This window comes from Tateyamaria sp., assembly GCF_039945315.1.
Lineage (GTDB): Bacteria > Pseudomonadota > Alphaproteobacteria > Rhodobacterales > Rhodobacteraceae > Tateyamaria.
The window spans coordinates 214877-230438 of the sequence record NZ_JBDUXB010000019.1; the positions used below are offsets into that span (position 1 = coordinate 214877).

The 15562-nt window shown below is 57.8% G+C and carries 18 protein-coding genes; 14 read left to right on the plus strand and 4 right to left on the minus strand.

Translation table 11 applies throughout. The annotated features are described in order from the left end of the window. Nucleotides 1–3: 3 nt before the first annotated feature. Nucleotides 4–1134, minus strand: coding sequence for a polysaccharide biosynthesis/export family protein (locus ABJD00_RS05985; protein ID WP_413835218.1), 1131 nt, complete (start codon nt 1132–1134; stop codon nt 4–6). Between the two features lie 149 nt (nt 1135–1283). Further along, entirely contained in the window at nt 1284–2597 is a 1314-nt protein-coding gene (locus tag ABJD00_RS05990) for a capsule biosynthesis protein (RefSeq protein WP_413835215.1), read from the minus strand. Between the two features lie 135 nt (nt 2598–2732). Between ABJD00_RS05990 and ABJD00_RS05995 the strand changes: the two genes are divergently transcribed. The 4 genes from ABJD00_RS05995 (at nt 2733) to nusB (ending at nt 5662) form a co-directional block, all read left to right on the plus strand. After that, nucleotides 2733–3320, plus strand: coding sequence for a riboflavin synthase (locus ABJD00_RS05995; RefSeq protein ID WP_413835660.1), 588 nt, complete (start codon nt 2733–2735; stop codon nt 3318–3320). A 214-nt stretch (nt 3321–3534) separates the two neighbouring features. Beyond that, nucleotides 3535–4653 carry a 3,4-dihydroxy-2-butanone-4-phosphate synthase gene (gene ribB, locus ABJD00_RS06000; protein WP_413835213.1) on the plus strand — a complete coding sequence of 373 codons (1119 nt, stop codon included), beginning with the start codon at nt 3535–3537 and terminating at the stop codon, nt 4651–4653. Nucleotides 4654–4655: 2 nt separating this feature from the next. Then, on the plus strand, nt 4656–5198 hold the full coding sequence (locus ABJD00_RS06005; protein WP_413835210.1) for a 6,7-dimethyl-8-ribityllumazine synthase: 543 nt from the start codon (nt 4656–4658) through the stop codon (nt 5196–5198). Beyond that, complete coding sequence (gene nusB / locus ABJD00_RS06010; protein WP_108835611.1) at nt 5195–5662, plus strand: transcription antitermination factor NusB; 468 nt, start codon at nt 5195–5197, stop codon at nt 5660–5662. The genes ABJD00_RS06005 and nusB overlap by 4 nt, the downstream gene beginning before the upstream one ends. Nucleotides 5663–5686: 24 nt before the next feature. Here the strand turns inward: nusB and ABJD00_RS06015 are convergent, their stop codons facing one another. After that, a complete protein-coding gene (locus ABJD00_RS06015; RefSeq protein ID WP_413848950.1) occupies nt 5687–6169 on the minus strand; it encodes a GNAT family N-acetyltransferase in 483 nt (160 codons plus the stop codon). Between the two features lie 257 nt (nt 6170–6426). On the opposite strand from ABJD00_RS06015, the gene ABJD00_RS06020 reads away from it, so the two are divergent. The 4 genes from ABJD00_RS06020 (at nt 6427) to ABJD00_RS06035 (ending at nt 9248) form a co-directional block, all read left to right on the plus strand. Continuing rightward, complete coding sequence (locus ABJD00_RS06020) at nt 6427–7185, plus strand: hypothetical protein (protein WP_413835204.1); 759 nt, start codon at nt 6427–6429, stop codon at nt 7183–7185. After that, nucleotides 7182–7946, plus strand: a complete 765-nt coding sequence (locus tag ABJD00_RS06025; protein WP_413835202.1) for a hypothetical protein — start codon at nt 7182–7184, stop codon at nt 7944–7946. The genes ABJD00_RS06020 and ABJD00_RS06025 overlap by 4 nt, the downstream gene beginning before the upstream one ends. A 63-nt stretch (nt 7947–8009) precedes the next feature. Next, on the plus strand, nt 8010–8252 hold the full coding sequence (locus ABJD00_RS06030) for a hypothetical protein (protein WP_413835200.1): 243 nt from the start codon (nt 8010–8012) through the stop codon (nt 8250–8252). A 30-nt stretch (nt 8253–8282) separates the two neighbouring features. Next, nucleotides 8283–9248, plus strand: a complete 966-nt coding sequence (locus ABJD00_RS06035) for an NADPH:quinone oxidoreductase family protein (RefSeq protein WP_413835198.1) — start codon at nt 8283–8285, stop codon at nt 9246–9248. Between the two features lie 4 nt (nt 9249–9252). On the opposite strand, the gene ABJD00_RS06040 is transcribed toward ABJD00_RS06035, so the two are convergent. Continuing rightward, nucleotides 9253–10233: a DMT family transporter gene (locus ABJD00_RS06040; protein WP_108835605.1), complete on the minus strand. Its 981-nt coding sequence runs from the start codon at nt 10231–10233 to the stop codon at nt 9253–9255. A 147-nt stretch (nt 10234–10380) separates the two neighbouring features. Here ABJD00_RS06040 and ABJD00_RS06045 point away from each other — a divergent pair, with 147 nt between their 5' ends. From ABJD00_RS06045 to ABJD00_RS06070, 6 genes are all read left to right on the plus strand, one after another. Next, nucleotides 10381–10890, plus strand: coding sequence for a CoxG family protein (locus ABJD00_RS06045; protein ID WP_413835196.1), 510 nt, complete (start codon nt 10381–10383; stop codon nt 10888–10890). Between the two features lie 89 nt (nt 10891–10979). Further along, entirely contained in the window at nt 10980–11918 is a 939-nt protein-coding gene (locus tag ABJD00_RS06050; protein WP_413835194.1) for an ABC transporter ATP-binding protein, read from the plus strand. Beyond that, a complete protein-coding gene (locus ABJD00_RS06055) occupies nt 11915–12676 on the plus strand; it encodes an ABC transporter permease (RefSeq protein WP_413835191.1) in 762 nt (253 codons plus the stop codon). The genes ABJD00_RS06050 and ABJD00_RS06055 overlap by 4 nt, the downstream gene beginning before the upstream one ends. A gap of 69 nt (nt 12677–12745) precedes the next feature. Next, entirely contained in the window at nt 12746–13543 is a 798-nt protein-coding gene (locus ABJD00_RS06060; protein ID WP_413835189.1) for a S49 family peptidase, read from the plus strand. Between the two features lie 176 nt (nt 13544–13719). Then, nucleotides 13720–14673, plus strand: a complete 954-nt coding sequence (locus ABJD00_RS06065) for a calcium/sodium antiporter (RefSeq protein ID WP_413835657.1) — start codon at nt 13720–13722, stop codon at nt 14671–14673. Further along, on the plus strand, nt 14670–15476 hold the full coding sequence (locus ABJD00_RS06070; protein ID WP_413835654.1) for an SDR family oxidoreductase: 807 nt from the start codon (nt 14670–14672) through the stop codon (nt 15474–15476). The genes ABJD00_RS06065 and ABJD00_RS06070 overlap by 4 nt, the downstream gene beginning before the upstream one ends. Nucleotides 15477–15562: the final 86 nt, after the last annotated feature.

Genomic DNA, 15562 nt, shown 5'->3' on the forward strand with positions numbered 1-15562 from the left:
TGGTTATTGACCAAGGCTCGACAAAGCATCCAACGAAACAGCCGGACCAGTAAGAGCACCAAGGATCTTGCTGAACTGAGCATATGGGGCTTCGGTGACGTAGATTGTGTCGTCATCCCGGATGACGAAGTCGCGGGCCTGAAACAATCCGTTGGGCTTGGTCAGGTCCAGTACATAAATAAGGCGCTGGGCACCAACCAAATCATTTCGACCCAGAACAGCATTGGATATCTCTTCTGGCTCATTGCGCAGGACAAAGATGCCCGTTGGGTCAGCGGTTGCCGATTGCAGACCTCCGACCTGTGCAATGGCTTCAAGCGCACTCAGATCCTGCGAGAAAAACGGAACGCGCGCCTGTCCGCCTGTGGCGCCGAGCGCGGTAAATGCGCGGGTGTCTTCTTCGACAAGAATGCGGTCACCACCGCGCAACGCAATGTCACGTTCGGGATGGTCAAACAGGTCCTGGAACCAGATGCGGCTGCGCTGGTTGCCGCGAATGACAGTGATCTGAGCGATCTCAGGCACGATCGTCACACCACCGGCGCGGGCGAGCATGGTGGACAAAGTGCGGGTTGGCCTTTCGATGGGATACACGCCCTGTGCACCAACTGCACCGGTCAGCGACACTGTCGATCCATCACCAGCAAGGCGGCGAACCTGCACTTGGGGGTCCGGCGTCTGCTCTTCGAGCTTGGTGGTGATAATGCGACGTATTGCTTCGGGGGTGTTGCCCGCAGCCCGGATACGTCCGGCATAGGGCACAAAGATGAACCCGGATCCGTCGACCTGCACCTCTTCGAGCGCGGTGGCGTTTTGGCCTTGTCCCACCAGCAAGCCTTCGTCGACGTTTTCCCAAATTGTTAGGCCCAAAATGTCGCCAGGCTGGATTGTGTCAGACCCAACGACACCAGCACTGGTAAACCCATCGTTGAACCCCAACGCTGGCGCGACTGCAGTTGCGCGTGTGACCCGATCATTGACTTCCACAACAAAGGCGTCGCCCTGTTTCTGAACTGATCCCGAGAAGATTTCGCGCTTGTTAGGACCGACATTCGGCAAACCGCACGATGAAACGATGCCCACAATAGCAAGTAGCGCGACGGTGCGCGCCCAGCGTAAAGACTGGAAAATCACTGCTCGGTCTCCTCGACCTGTTTTTGTTCTGCCTCAGGACGTGGGTTGGCCCACATCACGTTTTTGTAGCGGAGCGGTTTTTGTGCTCCTGATTTGGGTGCAAGTTACCGGAGTCTGGCGATAAAATCTAGCCATAGGGATAGTGTGCCTTAGGTCACCAAACGCAACTGTTGCCTTGGGGCCGCGGTGCCAGAGGCCAGCGCATCGTACGGATCTTCGCCAGATAGCATCATATCGACGACTTGCCGCAATAACTGCCGTCGCCCACGCGCAGAGTAAAACCCGCCAGGTAATTGGCTGGTTTCAAGCAAATAGCGGCGATAATCCTTGTAGGCTTTGTTGTCAGGACGGGTGGCCCCGGCGAAAAATTCGGGCATGGACTGATCGCTGACAAATTCGGGTTTGGCAAAGACCGCCCGCCCAAAAACCTTTAGCGGAATACCGCGCCAGAGCACTTGCTGAGCCGCCGTTGAGTTTACCGTGACCGCGCTGCGGGCATCGTTGAGCAATTGGGCCAGTTTTCCGCCACGCACGTAGTGGACGCGACCCTTAAGGTCCAACTCAGTCATCAGTGCTTTAATGTGGCGGCGAATTGGTGCGCGCCCGTCTTCCAGTGGGTGTGCCTTGATCACCAGATGATGGTGGCCAGGAGCACCAGCGGCAAAACCGCGGATCACCACATCCAGGAATTCCGTCATCGATGCGAATGGGGAATGCTCCTGAAAGCTGCTGTCATGTTCGAGCTGCAGCAAGGCCAGATGGTATGGAAAGCCGCCATAACGGATGCGCAGCGTGGCTTGTATCCGGTCCAAAGTGTGCACGGGCATCAGCAGCAACCGCCGAATGTAGAGCCTAAATTCCTGGCCCACGGTTAGTGCGCGATGGGGTTGAAAATTGCGGTAGTCGCCACTCCGAAACATCACAAACCAATGATAGAGCGCGCCGTAAAATACGTGCTGGCGCATGTCGCCCCAATGGCCTGGCGGAAGGGGCGCTTCCATATCCGAGAGTGCAAGCGCATCTTGCATTTGCGCTACACTCATATCCATCAGTCGGGAATGACCATTGGTGCCGCCACGCTCATAGGTCACCCAGTAAGGGCGCATATACCCTTCTTCAAAGACATGAACGGTAATGCCGCGCCGCTTGGCCTCGGCGACCGCTTCGGCGTGGATGGGGCGCACATCCCCGTAAAGGACGATATCGGTGATGCCTTTTTCGTCGACCAGCCTGCAAAATGTTTCGCCCCAATCGCCTGTCGTACCGCGAAAAGGAACATAACTGTCCGGATGAAACCAGAAGGCGCGATCGCCGGCATTGAACCCGACGCGCCACACCGTCGTGCCCGCCTTGCGCAACATGGCACCAAGACGGTTGAAAAACGGCCCGTGTGGCCCCTGCAAGAACAGGAACACCCGGGCATCAGGGGCGTGCGGTGTCATCTGGTCTTTGATACTCGGCATTTCTTTCCCTGAGGTGAACACGGGACTGGGGCGATTTTATGGCCCAGTCAGTGCGTGCGCGCAATGCTTGGTACCCTTGCCCTGCGGCGTCTGCACCGCTACCTGAGCTTTACTGACAATAAAGGCGAGCTGCGTATGTTCACTGGCATCATCACCGATATCGGCACTTTGGTTGACCTCAAGCAAGAGGGCGATCTGCGCGCGCGCATCTCCACAGGCTATGACACGGCCCGCATCGATATGGGCGCATCCATCGCCTCGGATGGGGTGTGTCTGACCGTGGTGGACTTGGGCCCCGATTGGTATGACGTGCAGATCAGTGCCGAGACGGTTTCAAAGACCAACCTTGCAGGTTGGGAGGTCGGCAAACGGGTCAATCTTGAACGGGCTTTGAAAGTTGGCGACGAGTTGGGCGGGCACATCGTATCGGGCCATGTAGACGGGGTGGCCGAGGTCGTATCTGTAGTCGATGACGGTGACAGCACCCGGGTGCAGTTGCGCGCACCCGAGGATCTGGCCCGTTTTATCGCGCCCAAAGGGTCCGTCGCCTTGAATGGCACATCTCTGACTGTGAATGAGGTGCAGGGGGCGGTCTTTGGCATCAATTTCATCCCGCACACCAAAGATGTCACCACATGGGGCGATGTGGCCGTGGGGGATATGGTAAACCTCGAGATTGACACGCTTGCCCGTTACGTCGCCCGTCTGGCTGAGGCTGGGTGATCTTGCGGACAGGCCCAGGGGCCTGACGACAATCTGGCGCTTTTGGTGGGCGTGCTCGCATCATGTGCAGTTGCGCTTTGGGCTGCCCGATCCTTCGGGGAGGATTTTCTGAGTTCAGAGAAGTGTTGGGCGCAGGGTGATTGTGCGCCGCGTCCCACTGGCAAAGTCTCTGGCCTTCCTTTATGTCGCGTGCACGTGCTGTTTAAGGTGAAACATGAGCTTTGAAACCCCCGGTCCGGTCGAGACAGACCTTGTTGCTGCCATCTCGCCCATCGAAGAGATCATCGAAGCCGCGCGCGCGGGACAGATGTTCATTCTGGTCGATCACGAGGATCGCGAAAATGAAGGCGATTTGGTGATCCCAGCCAATTTCGCGACGCCCGAGGCGGTCAATTTCATGGCCACCCATGGTCGTGGGCTGATCTGCGTGACATTGCCGTCTGAACGGGTGGATGCGTTGGGTTTGCCGATGATGGCGATGCACAACTCATCCCGACACGAGACCGCGTTCACCGTGTCTGTCGAGGCGCGTGAGGGTGTGTCCACAGGCATTTCTGCGGCTGACCGTGCGCTTACGATTTCCACGTTGGTAAATCCGCAGGCCACTGCAGCCGAGCTTGCGACCCCTGGGCATGTCTTTCCATTGCGCGCGCGCAAGGGTGGCGTTTTGGTGCGCGCAGGGCATACCGAAGCAGGGTGCGATGTTGCCCGGTTGGCGGGGCATTACCCATCCTCTGTGATTTGCGAGATCATGAACGAAGACGGGTCCATGGCCCGCTTGCCCGACCTTGTCGAATATGCTGAGCGCCATGGGCTGAAAATTGGGACCATCAGCGACCTGATCAGCTATCGCCGCCGTCATGACAATCTGGTGGTCGAGACGGCCAGCAGCACTGTGACCTCGCAGCATGGTGGGGACTGGCACATGCGCATTTTTACTGATCAGACCCACGGCATCGAACATGTGACGCTGTCCAAGGGCGATCTCAGCACTGACGAACCGGTACTTGTGCGTACCCATGCGCTGGCCGAAGTCACTGATATTTTGGGTCTGTCCGACAAACCTGTCGGTGAATTGCCCCGCGCGATGGAGATCATTGCCGAGGAAGGGCGCGGTGTCGTCTGCCTGTTCCGCCAGCCCCGCAAGGCGCTGTTCGACGAAGAAGAGGCCGGTCCGCGCATCGTCAAGAACACGGGGCTCGGCGCACAGATGCTGTCCAACATGGGGCTCACGCGCCTGATCCTGCTGACGGACAGCCCGCGCACGACCTATATGGGCATTGACGCCTACGGTCTTGAGATCGTCGGTACCCGTCCGATTTTGGGAGAGTAGACATGGCTTCAATCGAACATAACGTGCTGGACCGCCCAGAATTCGACCAGCCGACAAAACTGCTGATTGTGGTGTCACCCTATTACAAGGCGATTGCCGAAAACATGGTGTCAGGGGCCAAGGCCGAGATCGAGGCCGCAGGCGCCACGTGGGATTTGGTCGAGATGCCCGGTGCCTTGGAAATCCCGACGGCCATCGGGATATCGGAACGGATGTCGAATTTTGATGGCTATGTCGCCCTTGGCTGCGTGATCCGAGGGGAGACGACGCATTACGAAACGGTCTGCAATGATAGTTCTCGGGCACTGCAAGTGCTGGGTTTGCAGGGGCTGTGCATCGGCAACGGCATCCTTACGGTCGAAAACGTGACGCAGGCCGAGGTGCGCGCTGACCCTGCGGGCCAAAACAAAGGTGGCGGTGCGGCCGCTGCGGCCTTGCACCTGATCGCGCTCAGCCGTAAGTGGGTCCGCCAAGGCAAGGGTGTCGGGTTCAAACCCGCGTCCGAGTATCAGTTGGCCGGCAACACGAGGTCCACCACCACATGACCCTTTCGGGCAACCAGAAACGCAAGATGCGTTCAGCGGCGCGGTTGTATGCTGTGCAGGCGCTGTTCCAGATGGAGCAAAGCGCGCAGACCGTCGATCAAATCAAGGTCGAATTTATGGATCACCGCTTTGGCGCGTCCTATGAGGGCGACGAGATGACCGAAGGTGATCCGGACCACTTTGCCCGCGTGATGGATGATGCAGTGAACTATCAGGCGCCGATTGATCAGATGACGGACCGGGGGCTGGTCGCCAAATGGCCAATCGCGCGGATTGATCCGACGATCCGGGCGCTGTTTCGTGCTGCGGGTGCGGAACTGCGCGATACGTCCACCCCACCAAAGGTGGTCATCACGGAATACGTGGATGTCGCACGGGCCTTTTTCCCGGATGGGAAAGAGCCGAGCTTTGTGAATGCGGTTCTGGATCATATGGCGCGAGAGGCGCGGCCTGAGGCGTTTTAAGGATCGCGCGGCTCGCAGCTGCGGTCAAAGAGGCATAGACATTTCATGCCAGGCCATTCCGCCATGATCAGACGTGGATGGCTGTAAATATCGGTACCCAAACTTCTCATAAAGCGGCACGTGATGATCTTTGCACATCAGATGTAACGTTGTCTTGTTCATCCGCCTCATGCGCTGGACGAACTCCTCCATCAACGCTCGTGACAGGCCTTTTCCCTGTTGAGCGGGATCGACAACGACAGACATGATGATGACGTTGGGTGCGTCGGGGTCATGCCCAATCAGCTCTTTGAATTCCTCATCGGACATTTCGACCTCATGCGCACATCCACAGTTTACGAAGCCAACAATCGCTCCTTCTAATTCGAGAATGAGGAAACCTTCGGGGTAAATCTCGATCCGCCTTGATATCTTTTCGAGGGTCGCGGCTTCGTCGCCTTCATATGCAGCAGTCTCGATTTCAAAGCAGCGTAAGTTATCGGAAGGTTGGGCAGTACGAAATTCCATCATAGTCCCAGATTATGCACGATTGATCGCGTTGCAAAGCCGCGACTTGCTTAACGCAGCGCTTGTGAGACATCTGTCTGACGCGGCACAAGAATTTGACCCGCTGCCACAGGCTGTATACACGCAGTTGGACTGCAGTGCCGCGGAAGAAACGCATGAAACATCAATCGAAAAGAACGAGAGCGCGCGGTGGTGCACTGATTGTTCTTTCTAGCCTCATTCTCCTCGTTTCTTGCGCTAGCACCAGCACAGAGCGTTTGAAAACCGAATTGGACGCCCAACCTGCTGCTGTTCGAGCGACTCCGGCTGATTACTCCGGTGACATTCGGTTCGGTATCACTGATGAGATCAACGCGCGTGGAAAAGCAGTACCTTTTACACTCAACGCGGGCCTGAGCAGCGTCACACCAACGCGCCTCGGCTTTCGGGGGCTTTTGGATTTGCGCGCGTTTCAGGCCCGGGCGCCGGAACTGCTGTCCGGGCCAATCGAGGAAGGCTGCGCGCTGAACGTCGTTGCCAATCTCGACGAGATGGGCGCTACAGGCGACCTGATCGGGCTGGTCGGCACGGTAGACGTAGAGCTCTATCGGTGCCGCGGTGAAAAGACACAAGGCGTTGAGGGGCGTGGCGCGAGGCTGATCTCGACGACCATCGGAGTCGCAGCCGCGGCGCGCGCCAATGTCAGCGGACAATGCGTCCGTTTCGACCTCGCCGACGTTGTGCTCCAGCCCACTGGTTTTTTGGGCGGGTTGGTCAACTTGTTCGGGCTCACGGAGCGTGTCGAAGAGGTGATCCTGACGAAGGCCGAGGCATTTGCACAGGAGAACGTCATTTGCCCCAAGATGCCACCTGAACTTTCTTCGTTGGCGCCGACCCTCGAAACCGGGGGCACACGCGAAATCGGTGACGGTGGCATCGGCGTTGCTCTGCGCGGTTCCGTGGATACCAGTGCGGCCACGCTGATGGAACTGCTGGCACTCACGCAGGCCCGCGGTATCGTAGGAGGTGAACAATGAGAGGTCGGATTGCACTTCTTGCTTTTGCGATGACTGGTCTTGTCGCGAGTGCGGCGCTTGCCGAGGAAGTCACCTTCGATGCAAGCCCGACCGTAATGCTGGGAGAGCGCGAAGTTCCAGTGGACTTGTCGCTCAACCTCATGGACGTGAGTGCAACACGGATTGCCATCCAAAGCGTACTGGATCTACGACGGGCGCAGGAAATTTTGGTGAACGAGCTCACAGGAAAAGCACTCGTCGATATCTGCGACGCTCAAATCGGCGTGACAGAGGCCGTCGCCCGGACCGACAATATCGCACTTACGCTGGGCGGGAAAATCGACGCCAAACTTTTCCGCTGCGAAGGCCAACTTGGCAGCGATCGCGAACGCGGCGAGGAGATTTTTACGGGCGGTCTGACCGTTGGGGTCACTGCCTCTGCGATGTTCAGGGATGACTGCCTTTTCTTCCGCGTTGTGGATCTGAGGCTTACGCCAGATCGGTTGCCCACATCGTCCGAGGCGAAAGAGTCCATCAAGCAGGTCAGAGAAATCTTCTTCAAGGCCACCGATGCGATCCTGACAAATCATCCGATATGTCCAGAACTGCCCGCGGAACTTTCCTCCCTTGCACCGACTTATGATGCCGGTGGCACACAGGAACTGGGAGAAGGCGGGGTTGGAGTGTTTTTCGAAGGTTCCGTAGACGCAAGCACACAGACGATTATTGATATCCTCGAAGTGCTCCAGTCAAAAGACGTGCTTCCGCCGCCTCCAAGGTGAACTTGGGACGGGGTCGGCGCGCATGCTCTCGACAGGCACCCAATGCTGCCCTAGCTCATAGGTATGACAAACGATCCTAACCCGCTCATCCGGTTGTTCCTCAACGGGACTGCTGTCGGTTTTGCCCTGTCCGCGGCCTTTGTTACGATCCTGTGGCTGACTGACACGCTTGAGATTGCAACCCGTGCCCAAGGCAGCAAAGACGCGTTCCTGCTCCTTTTCATTCTGTGGTTCTTTAACGGGCTGTTGTTTGGCGCGGTGCAAATCAGCTATGTGGTCTGGCAAATGGGGCGCAGCGATGACTGACGGCTCCTGAACTTCCAAGGAGAACCGCCTATGCGTGCCATGCAACTTACCAGCCTTGGCCAGCCGCTTGAGCTGCGTGATATCGATGTGCCGACCCCCGCAGCGGGTGAAGTGTTGTTGCGCATCCATACCTGCGGTCTGAACTTTGGCGACATTCTGATTGTCAAAGGCACCTACCAGGAAAAACCACCCCTGCCGGCGACCGTTGGAATGGAGATGTGCGGCACGGTCGAGGCTGTGGGGACTGGTGTGACCCATCTGGCCGTAGGCCAGCGTGTGGCCGCCTATTCCGGGTTTGGTGGGCTTGCCGAATACGCGGCGCTGCCTGCCAATATCTGCGTGCCTATTCCCGATGAAATGTCCGCCAAAGACGCGGCGGCCTTTTTGATCGCCTATGGGACAAGCCATGTTGGTCTTGACTACAAGGCGGGCCTGAAACCCGGCGAGCGGTTGTTGGTGTTGGGTGCCTCGGGCGGTGTTGGTTTGACGGCGATCGAGCTTGGCAAACTGATGGGAGCTGAGGTCATTGCTGTTGCACGCGGTGCGGCCAAGCTGGAGGTGGCAAAGGCTGCCGGCGCAGATCATGTGCTGGACAGTGATACCTGTGATCTGCGCACAGATGTCAAAGCACTGGGTGGTGCGGATGTCGTTTATGACCCGGTGGGGGGGGATTTGTTTAACGCAGCACTCAGAGCCTGTAATCCTGAAGCGCGTCTGCTGCCGCTTGGCTTTGCCAGCGGGACGGTGCCGCAAATCCCGGCCAATATTCTGCTGGTCAAAAACCTCACCGTGATCGGGTACTATTGGGGCGGCTATATGCGGGTGAACCCCAAGGTTCTGACCGACAGCTTTGAAGTGCTGTTTGGTTGGTACGCAGAAGGAAAGCTGAAACCGCACGTGAGCCACATGTTGCCGTTGGAGCGGGCCAATGAGGGGCTGGAGTTGCTGCGCAGTCGTAAAGCCACGGGCAAAGTTGTTATCGAAACAGGGGTCTGAAGCGTCAATAGCGCCGCTTGGGTTGTGCGTGGCCGAGCATTCTGGATTTGTGCCGTTCGCGCAGAAAAACGAACAGGCCCGCGCCGAGGATCATGAAAATCCCCACCCAAACCTCGAATGCCGGAAACTCGCCGAACACGACATACCCCCAAAAGACGGCGAGCGGCAGGCCGATATATTCGAACGGTGCCACTGTCGCCGCATCAGCCAGCCGGTAGGCTTGGCTGAGGCAATAACCAACGATCGCGACGTTTATCCCAAGGCCCAGAAAAACCCACATGTCCTGCGCTGGCGGCCACACCCATGCCCGCAGCAAGAACAGAACGGACGGGTTGGTGCTTCCTTGGGCCAGCCGTCCGTCCCCTGCCACTACGAAAAAGCCAACTGATACCACGATGAAGGCGGCCTGGATGTAGACGGACATCGCACTTGCCTTACTGGTCACGCCCAGCCTGCGAGTCATCACCTGATTGAGCGCATAGGTCAGTGCTGCCACAACCGGTAGCAAAAGCATGATACGGCTGACTTCCAGATCACCGGCATCGGCCCAAGGGCGCTGCATGACGACCACACCTGCAAAACCAAACGCCACAGCCCCCAACCGCATCGGCCCGACCCGTTCCCCCAGCATTGGGATCGACAACAGGGTGATGAACAATGGGGCAACGAAAAACAGCGCGGTGACATCGGCCAGCGGCAGTACAGACAGGGCAACAAAAAAGGTCATGTTGGCCACCACGATCAACAGTCCCCGCAAGGCATGCGCCCACGGATGGGAGGTGCGCAGGATTTGCCATCCCCCTTCGTATTGAACGATCAGCAGGCTCAGCATGATCCCAATGCCAGACCGGGCAAAAACGATCTGGTGCAGCGGGTAGCCGCCTGACAACTGTTTGACGAGCATGTCGTTAACCGAGATGCAAACCATCCCGATCAGGACCGAGAGTATGCCAAGGCCTGCGATGTTCTGACGTGTGCTGTCCATGCCTCCAGCCGTATTATGCGTGATGGGCAACTCTGTCTCAGGCGCGACATCGGACGAAAAAAAGGGGCGTATTCCGACGTGGTGAGTCCTGCTTCCCTGCGCTATGCTGGCTCTCAAACATCATGACCCCTGAGGGAGTGCCCTAAAATGCAAATGTCCGACACCCGCCAGATCGCAGCTACGCCGGCTGAGGTCTATGCCGCCTTGCTCAACCCCGAGGTGTTGAAGGCCTGCGTGCCGGGCGCCACCGAAGTCACGGGCAGCCCCGAGGATGGGTTTGAAGCCTCGGTCACTCAGAAAGTCGGCCCCGTAAAGGCGACGTTCAAAGGGCAGGTGACCCTGTCTGATATGATCGAAAACCAAAGCCTCACCATCACGGGCGAGGGCAAGGGTGGTGCCGCAGGCTTTGCCAAGGGCGGGGCCGAAGTGCGTATGGAGGCCGTCGACGGCGGCACCGCGCTCAGTTACGACGTCGAAGCCAAAGTTGGCGGCAAGCTGGCTCAACTAGGCAGCCGCATCATCGACGGCTTTGCCAAGAAAATGGCGGATCAGTTTTTCACCAACCTTCAAGAAACCCTTGAAGGACCTGCCGAACCAGACGCCGCAGAAGGTGAGCAGAAGAAGGGGTGGTTGGGCCGACTGACTGGCAAGACCTGAACGCCTCGCACATCCGTTTGTGCGCGTATGCGCTGGCGATGGGCGCCTGTGCGCGTTAACCCTGCGCCATTCGCGGTGAAGAGGGCCCCATGCCGACTATCCTGAGCATCAAGAACCTGCGCAAATCCTACAAGGGTGGCTTTGAGGCTCTCAAAGACGTGTCGCTTGACATCGAAGAGGGCGAGATCATCGCCCTTTTGGGACCGAATGGTGCAGGCAAGACAACACTGATTTCGACAATCTGTGGGATCACTATGCCCACCTCGGGGACGGTTACCGTGGCCGGGCACGACATCATTTCAGGCTTTCGCGCAGCGCGCAGCATGATCGGACTTGTCCCGCAGGAAATCGCGCTGGAACAATTCGAAAAAGTCATCAACTCGGTAAGGTTCTCGCGCGGCCTGTTTGGCAAGCCGCGAATGGACGGCGTTGTCGAAGACGTGCTGAAACGGCTGTCTCTCTGGGACAAACGCAACGCGCAGATTCTCGAATTGTCGGGCGGCATGAAACGGCGTGTGCTGATTGCCAAGGCGCTGGCCCACGAACCGCGCGTGTTGTTTCTGGACGAACCCACCGCCGGCGTCGACGTGGAGCTGCGCAAGGACATGTGGGGCATCGTCGAACAGTTGCGTGCAGATGGCGTGACTACAGTTTTGACAACACATTACATCGAAGAAGCCGAAGCCATCGCCGATCGGGTCGGCGTCATCAACAAGGGTGAAATCCTGTTGGTTGAGGACAAGGACAAGTTGATGGCCCGTATGGGTAAGAAGCAGCTAGAGGTGCAATTGACGGCGCAGCTTGACGTAATTCCTGACGCGCTGTCGGGCTATGACCTGGCGCTGGGGGACGGCGGAAACACCCTGATCTACAGCTACGACACCAAGAGCGAGCGCACCGGGATCACCAGACTGCTCAAGGACGTCGCAGATGCGGGCCTGTCGTTACGCGATGTGGTCACGCGGCAATCCAGCCTCGAAGACATCTTTGTCACTCTTGTCAGCGAGAAAGGGGAGGGGGACCAATGAACGGGACTGCCATTGCCGCCATCTATCGCAACGAAATGGCGCGCTTTTTCCGCACGCTGGCGCAATCTTTCATCTCACCAGTGTTGTCCGCGTCGCTGTATTTCGTTGTATTCGGAGCCGCCATCGGTAGCCGCATCGATGAGGTTGAAGGCGTCAGCTATGGCGCGTTCATCGTGCCCGGCCTGATCATGCTGACGGTGATGACCCAGGCGATCTCGAACGCGTCCTTTGGCATTTATTTCCCGAAGTTTATTGGCACATTTAATGAGTTGCTCTCTGCCCCGCTGAACTTCCTTGAGATCGTCATCGGCTATGCGGGGGCTGCGGCAACTAAGTCCATGTTTATCGGGATCATCATCCTGATCACCTCTTTCTTCTTTGTTGATCTTCAGATTGCGCACCCAATGGCTATGCTGGCCTTTCTGGTTCTGACCTGCGTCAGCTTTGCGCTGTTCGGTTTTATCATCGGCATCTGGGCTGGAAACTTCGAACAATTACAACTGATCCCGCTGTTGGTCATCACGCCGCTGGTATTCCTTGGTGGGTCTTTCTACTCAATCTCAATGTTGCCGCCGGTCTGGCAGACAATTTCGATGTTCAATCCGGTGGTTTATCTGATCTCGGGCTTTCGCTGGGCGTTCTTTGGGGTGGCGGATGTGCCCATTGGGCTGTCGCTGCTGGCGATCGGAGCATTTACCGCCGCCTGTCTCGGGGTCGTGGCCTTTATCTTCAAAACCGGGTGGCGCATTCGACAATAAGGGCGCGGTGCGCAACTCGTTTGCTGTGCGACCTTGTTTGCACCTATGCAGCATTCTACATGGGGCATGATGAAACGAATTATCCCCTTCATGAAGTCCAACCCCACTGTGGCAGTGATCCGGCTCCAGGGAGTCATTGCAGGTGGCGGGCGCGGAACGCTTAATGATGCAAGCCTTGGCCCAGTCATCGAAAAAGCGTTCTCAAAGGGCAAACCTGCCGCAGTCGCGCTAGAAGTGAATTCGCCCGGTGGCAGCCCCGTACAATCCTCGCTGATCGGCGCGCGCATCCGTCGTCTGGCCGAGGAAAAAGAAATCCCCGTGATAGCCTTTGTCGAAGACGTGGCCGCCTCTGGGGGCTATTGGCTGGCTGCGGCTGCGGACGAAATTTACGCTGACGAAAGCTCGATTGTTGGTTCGATCGGGGTGATTTCAGCAGGGTTCGGTGCACATGAACTGCTCGCCCGTCAGGGGATTGAGCGGAGGGTTTACACGGCCGGCAAATCCAAATCTATGCTGGATCCGTTCCGTCCGGAAAAGCCGGAAGATGTCGAGCGGCTCAAAGGGTTGCTGAACGACATCCACGCCAATTTCATCGACCATGTGAGTGCGCGGCGCGCGGGCAAACTGGACAGCGAGACCGAGTTGTTCACTGGCGAAGTGTGGCTGGCCAAGAAGGCTCAAACCTTGGGCCTGATTGACGGGATCGGCCATATCAAACCGTTTCTCAAAGAGCGGTTCGGCGAAAAGGTTCGGTTCCGCCGCTACGGGGTGCGCAAACCGTTTCTGGCGCGTTTCGGAACCCAAATGGTTGACGATGCAATTGCTTCGGTCGAAGAACGGGCAGCCTTCGCCCAGTTTGGACTGTAATTTATGCTCTCGAAGATCGTGATACTGTTTCTGGTCTTCATGGGTGTGCTGGCCATGTTCGGGAAATTGCATTGGCTGGGGGGAAAGCGACTAACCAAGGCCAAGTGCGAATGCGGACGCTACCGTATTGGCAAAGGCCCGTGTGCCTGCGGTCGGGGTAAATCCTGATGCATGAAATGCTTCCTTGGCTGTTAAGCGGGTTGGGTCTGTTGATCCTGCTGCTGGCTGGGGACTCGTTGGTCAAAGGGGCAGTGAACTTGTCCCTGCGCCTTGGCGTTCCCGCGTTGATCGTGAGTCTGACCATTGTGGCCTTTGGCACGTCAGCCCCCGAACTGCTTATCGCAATCGAAGCGATACTGGACGACGCCCCCGGCATCGCCATGGGTAATGTTGTAGGATCAAACACCGCCAATATCCTTTTGGTGCTCGGTATTCCGGCCTTACTGGCGACCATGCACACGTCCGAATGCGAGACGCGCAAGACCTATAACTACATGATCGCGGCCTCGATCCTGTTTATTGCCCTTGCCTTTCGCGGAGTGTTCGACTGGATCTCGGCGATTGTGTTGCTCGCAGCGCTAGCCTTTGTCCTGTTTGATCAGGCCAAAGAGGCGATGGGGCACCGATCCGCCTGTGCCGCTGGTGCGGTTGACGAAGAAGAGATTGAGGGTGTCGATCCCGATTTGCCCGGTTGGCGCATCGCCGTCTTTCTGGTCCTCGGTCTGATCGGTCTGCCATTGGGCGCAAGCCTGCTGGTCGAAAACGCCAGTATCATCGCCAAGACCTACGGCGTCAGCGACACGGTCATCGGCCTGACACTGGTGGCCGTCGGCACGTCGCTGCCGGAACTGGCCACTACCGTTATGGCGGCCTTGCGGCGTCAGGCAGACGTCGCGCTGGGCAACGTGATCGGGTCGAACATGTTCAACCTGCTGGCCATCATCGGAATTGCGTCCCTTGTGGGGCCGATCCCGGTTGATCGCGCCTTTTTGACGTTCGATCTGTGGGTCATGCTTGGGGCGTCGATCCTGCTGGTGCCATTTGTTTACGTGAGACGCGATATCACGCGGACGTGGGGGGTGGTGTTGTCAGCCCTTTATGTGACCTATCTGGTCATAGTACTGATCTGAGATCAAAGCAGAGGGAGGGTGCGAGGATGCGCGCACTTGTGACAGGGGCCGGGCACCGTTTGGGGCAGGCCATGGCGGTCTATCTGGCCAGTCGCGGCTATGATGTGGCCGTGCACTACGCCAGTTCGGACAAAGGGGCGCTAGAAACGGTCGCACAGATCAACGCCAAGGGGCAACACGGTGTTGCATTGCAGGCCGATCTACTGGACGAAGGCGCAACCCAAGGCCTGTTTGGGCGCGCCGTTGAGGCCCTTGGCGGGCCAATTACGTGCCTCATCAACAATGCCTCGATCTTTGAACACGACACAGTTGAAACCGCGACACGAGCGTCCTGGGATCGCCACATGGACAGCAACCTGCGCGCGCCTTTTGTGCTGACCCAAGCCATGGCCGCCCAAGGATTGGATCCGACCCGCGACGATATGGGCGAACCCGTCGCTGCGGGGCTGATCCTCAACATGGTCGATCAGCGGGTGCGTAAACTCACGCCAGAGTTCATGACCTACACGCTGGCCAAAATGGGATTGTGGGCACTGACCCAAACCAGTGCACGTGCGTTGGCCCCAGCGATCCGCGTCAACGCGGTTGGCCCGGGACCCACCCTGCAAGGAGGACGGCAAAGCGCGGAACACTTCGCCGCTCAACGCGCCGCGACCGTGCTTGAGCGGGGATCAAATCCTGCTGATATCGTCGCAGCGCTCGGATACTTCCTCGACGCGCCGGGGATTACTGGACAGCTTTTGTGCGTGGATGGCGGTCAGCATCTGGCGTGGGAAACCCCGGACGTTGTGGGGGTGGAATAGCTAACTTGCGGACAAGTTTTGCACCGGCTTAATCTTCGTTACAAAAGCGTTGCAAACGCGTTACAAAATTGTCTTTAAGTTCAAGC